Here is a 4,522-nt window from a genome sequence, read left to right on the forward strand (position 1 = left end):
TTGTAAAAACGATCTTACACGGGCATTCTTTGCCGTGAACAGAAGAAAATCTGGTTTGGGAATCGTGGTCATGCCGTATTGTACAGGAAGAAATTCTGCCGTCCGCCGCGCACATTTCCCTTCCGCCGCCCCCCTCTCCCATCTTGCGAGCGACCCATTTTACTCCGGTAGAACCGGCAACATTAAAATAAGGTGAAACGGATGAAAAAACTGTTGTTCTCCACACTGGCGCTGTGCGCTCTGGCCGTTTCGGCGGCCGAGGAGGTCGTGGTGGTCACCGAGAGCATCTCGGTCACCGGCGGTGGAAATCAGATGCTGATGCAGTGGGGCATGCCCACCCTGTGGTGGTCGGCTCCGTTCGCGGCGATTCTTGCGCTGCTGATGGCGGCCTGCTTCTACAAGAAGATGATCGCCGCCGACGAGGGCACCGAACGGATGAAGGAGATCGCCGGTTACGTCCGCGAAGGTGCGATGGCCTATCTCCGCCGTCAGTACAAGGTGGTCGGCGTGGTCTTTTTCATTCTGTTCGTGATTTTCGCGATTCTGGCCTACTGCGGGGTGCAGAATCCGTTTGTTCCGGTCGCGTTCCTGACCGGCGGTTTCTTCTCCGGCCTCTGCGGCTACATCGGCATGAAGACCGCGACCCGCGCCTCGAACCGCACCGCCCAGGCGGCCAGTGAAGGGCTGAACCGCGGACTTCAGGTCGCGTTCCGCTCCGGCGCGGTCATGGGCATGGTGGTGGTCGGTTTCGGTCTGCTCGACATCTGCCTCTGGTACCTGATCCTCGACAAGCTGGTCTACACGCCGGAACACATGCAGAGCGGTCTGAGTTGGCTCGGACTGGAACTGGTTCCGGCCGGCTGCTCGGTCACGGAAAAACTGGTCCACATCACGACGACCATGCTGACCTTCGGCATGGGTGCTTCGACCCAGGCGCTCTTCGCCCGTGTCGGCGGCGGCATCTACACCAAGGCGGCCGACGTCGGCGCCGACCTGGTCGGCAAGGTTGAGGCCGGAATCCCCGAGGATGACCCGCGCAACCCGGCCACCATCGCGGACAACGTCGGCGACAACGTCGGAGACGTCGCCGGCATGGGGGCGGACCTCTACGAATCCTACTGCGGTTCGATTCTTGCGACCGCCGCGCTGGGCGCCGCTGTCGCCGCCCAGTCGAATCTGACTTCCGACGACGCGCTCAAGCTGGTGCTCTCCCCGATGATCGTGGCGGGGCTGGGCACGCTGCTCTCGCTGGTGGGAATCCGGATGGTCAGCTGCAAGGAGGGTGCCAGTCAGAAGCAGCTGCTCCGGAGTCTGCTGACCGGAACGCTCGGCAGTTCGATTCTGATTCTGGTGGCGCTGCTCTTCCTGATCTTCATGGGTTTCATTTCCTGGGGCATCTTCGGGTCGGTCGTTTCCGGACTGGTCGCCGGTGTGATCATCGGGCAGGCGACCGAGTACTACACCAGTGCTGAATACAAGCCGACCCGCGGCATCGCCGCGCAGGCCCAGATGGGGCCGGCGACCACCATTATCGACGGTCTGGCGACCGGCATGTACTCCGCCGGAGTTCCGGTGGTGACCATTGTGATCGGCATTCTCTGCTCCTACGGTTTCGCCGGCGGTTTCGCCGGAACGGAAGGCGCCTTCTCGATGGGACTGTACGGGGTCGGTTTCGCGGCGGTCGGCATGCTCTCGACGCTGGGCATCACCCTGGCGACCGATGCCTACGGCCCGATCGCGGACAACGCCGGCGGCAACGCCGAAATGTCCGGACTGCCTCCGGAGGTCCGCCAGCGGACCGACGCGCTCGATTCGCTCGGCAACACCACCGCCGCGACCGGCAAGGGCTTTGCGATCGGTTCGGCGGCATTGACCGCGATGGCGCTGCTGGCCAGCTTCATCGAGGAGAGCAAGATCTGGATCGGCAAGTTCGACTCCGGCCTCGGGCAGGGCATCGACGTCGCCGCCGCCAGCAAGATGAGCATCCTGGAGTTTGCCGACTGGCAGCAGCTCAACATCATGAACCCGATGCTGCTGGGCGGTCTCTTCATCGGCGGCATGGCGGCTTTCCTCTTCTGCGCGATGACGATGAAGGCGGTCGGCCGCGCTGCCGGTTCGATGGTGGAGGAGGTCCGCCGTCAGTTCCAGGCGATGCCCGGCATCATGAAGGGCGAGGAGAAGCCGGACTACGCCCGCTGCGTGGCGATCTCCACCGCCGGCGCTCAGCGTGAAATGCTGGTTCCGTCGCTGCTGGCGATCATCATTCCGGTGCTGACCGGTCTGATCCTCGGCATTCCGGGCGTGATGGGAATGCTCGCCGGCGGTCTCGCCACCGGATTTGTGCTCGCCACCATGCTGAACAACGCCGGCGGCGCCTGGGACAACGCCAAGAAGCACATTGAGAACGGCGCCTACGGCGGCAAGAAGCTGGCGGACGGCTCCAAGAACCCGACCCACGCGGCCGCGGTGATCGGCGACACCGTCGGCGATCCCTGCAAGGACACCAGCGGTCCGGCGCTGAACATTCTGATCAAGCTCATGAGCATGGTCTGCCTCGTTTTCGCGCCGGTCTTCATCAAATTCTCCCCGGTGATCCAGCAGTGGCTTGGAATCGGTGAAAAACTGCAGTGATTTCACTGAAATCGGCAGAGACGCGCTCCGGAAACGGGGCGCGTTTTTTGTCTTCGCGCCCGGATTGCGGAAGCGGTCAGTCGGTTCCCTTCGCGGAGGAGTCTTCCAGATGGAGGTAGGCCGGGTCCAGCAGATGGGCGGGCTGAAGGTTGGAGAGGGAACGGAGCAGCTGGCTGCGCAGATCGGGAATCCGTTCCGAGAGCTGATCCAGGAGCGCCCGGAAATAGGCGCGGTCGCCGGATTCCAGCGTCGACCGGTAGGCGCACTCTCCGGCGGTGGGAAGATCGAGTCCGGCTGCTGCGCGCCGGATCAGCTCTTCCGGCGCGAAGATCAGCGGCCGGATGATCCGGATTGCACCGTCGCTTTTGGCAAGGACGTTGGGCCCCATGGTGGTGAGTCCCTGTCCGCGGCAGAGGCTCATCAGGAAGGAGACGGCCGCGTCGTCGAGGTGCTGGCCGAGCGCGAGTTTCCCGCAGCCGAGCCGGGCGGCCAGTCCGTAGAGTTTGCCGCGGCGGAGCCGGGAGCAGAGGACGCAGGGAGAGTTTTCGAATTGCTTCTCCCGCAGGATTTCCGCGACCGGCAGTTGGACGATCCGGTGTTCCCAGCGGCGTTCGCGGCAGTAGGCGGCGACGGCGTCGGCCCGGAATCCGGGAAACCCCGGATCGAAGGTGGCGGCGATGACGGAGAAGGAAATCGGCGCGTGCCGGCGCAGATGGTGCAGCACGTGGAGCAGCGCGAAGCTGTCCTTGCCGCCGGAGAGTCCGACCAGAATGCGGTCGCCTTCGTCGATCATCCGGTATTCGCCGACCGCCCGGCCGGCCAGTTTGCAGAGTTCGCGGAATGGTTCCATGTTGTCCTGGAGGTGCGGAAAAAGTTCTGACGCACGCAAAATATGGCCGGTCCCCGGGAAAAAGTCAAGCCGGAAAACTGGAATTTTTCGTGGAGAAGTCTTATATTTTCCAAACGGGAAGGAGCGTGAACGGCAATTGTACGAGCAAACCTTTTTCTTTCCGGCTGCTGCGGCGGAGTCCTCCCCTTTCGTGCTCCGGCTGGCCGGCAGTTCCTACTGCGACGGCAACTACCGGATCGAACGGCGGAACAGCGACGTCTGGGTGGTCGAATACGTGGAGTCCGGGACCGGAACGCTGGAACTGGACGGGCGGGTATTCCATCCCGGGCGGGGCGACCTCTACCTGGTGCCGGAGGGGAGTACGCACTGTTATTATTCAAGCGCCTCCGATCCGTGGGTCAAGCACTGGATGAATTTTTCGGGGCCGCTGGCGCGCGAACTGGTGCGGCTCTACCGGCTGGAGGAGGTCGCGGTGGTAGGGAACTTTTCCCGTCCGGAACTGTTCAAAGAGGCGCTGCGCCGTTTCCGGCAGCATCCGGAGGAGGTGCATCGGACCACCGGTCCGGAATTTCTGATGGCGGTGATTGCGACGATGGCCTCCGACCTCTCCCGGGCGAATGCGCCGCCGCCGCGTTCGGACGACGGGGAGCGGCTCCGGGCGTGGCTGGATACGCTGGTCTTTGAACCGGCTCCCGGGCTGGACCGCATGGCGGAGAAGATCTCGAAGTCCCGGGCGCAGACCATCCGGATCTTCCGGCGTTCGGTCGGCGAGACGCCGGTCCAGTATCTGCTGAACCGCAAGCTGGACGCCGCCCGGGAGCTGTTGCGCAACTCCGCGATGAGCCTGAAGGAGATCGCGGCGGCGCTCCATTTTTCGGACGAATATTATTTTGCCTGCATGTTCAAGCGGCGGACCGGCATCGCGCCGGGGCGTTACCGGAACGCCCGCCGGAAGGAGTGTTGATTTTTTTGATTTTCGATGCCGTTTCCGGCTTGAATTTCCGGGAGCCTGTCTTACTGTAACAGCGTTCGGCTTCCGCG

4 protein-coding genes are annotated in these 4,522 nt (G+C 63.2%); 3 read left to right on the plus strand and 1 reads right to left on the minus strand.

The genetic code is table 11. The annotated features are described in order from the left end of the window. On the plus strand, nucleotides 1-196 hold a 196-nt coding region (locus ACMLHG_RS01030; protein WP_417169241.1), incomplete at its 5' end, for a hypothetical protein. A gap of 134 nt (nucleotides 197-330) precedes the next feature. Continuing rightward, complete coding sequence (locus ACMLHG_RS01035) at nucleotides 331-2,631, plus strand: sodium-translocating pyrophosphatase (RefSeq protein ID WP_417169243.1); 2,301 nt, start codon at nucleotides 331-333, stop codon at nucleotides 2,629-2,631. Between the two features lie 76 nt (nucleotides 2,632-2,707). Here the strand turns inward: ACMLHG_RS01035 and ACMLHG_RS01040 are convergent, their stop codons facing one another. After that, nucleotides 2,708-3,481: an ATP-binding protein gene (locus ACMLHG_RS01040; RefSeq protein WP_417169242.1), complete on the minus strand. Its 774-nt coding sequence runs from the start codon at nucleotides 3,479-3,481 to the stop codon at nucleotides 2,708-2,710. Nucleotides 3,482-3,617: 136 nt separating this feature from the next. On the opposite strand from ACMLHG_RS01040, the gene ACMLHG_RS01045 reads away from it, so the two are divergent. After that, nucleotides 3,618-4,445, plus strand: a complete 828-nt coding sequence (locus tag ACMLHG_RS01045; protein WP_176912442.1) for a helix-turn-helix domain-containing protein — start codon at nucleotides 3,618-3,620, stop codon at nucleotides 4,443-4,445. The last annotated feature ends 77 nt before the right edge of the window (nucleotides 4,446-4,522 follow it).

This window comes from Victivallis sp. (assembly GCF_048170485.1).
Taxonomy (GTDB): Bacteria; Verrucomicrobiota; Lentisphaeria; order Victivallales; family Victivallaceae; genus Victivallis.

Excerpts from the sequence above, each read along its gene's own strand:
- ACMLHG_RS01035 (WP_417169243.1), top strand. The coding sequence starts at position 331 with ATGCCCACCCTGTGGTGGTCGGCTCCGTTCGCGGCGATTCTTGCGCTG.
- ACMLHG_RS01040 (WP_417169242.1), bottom strand. The coding sequence starts at position 3,481 with ATGGAACCATTCCGCGAACTCTGCAAACTGGCCGGCCGGGCGGTCGGC.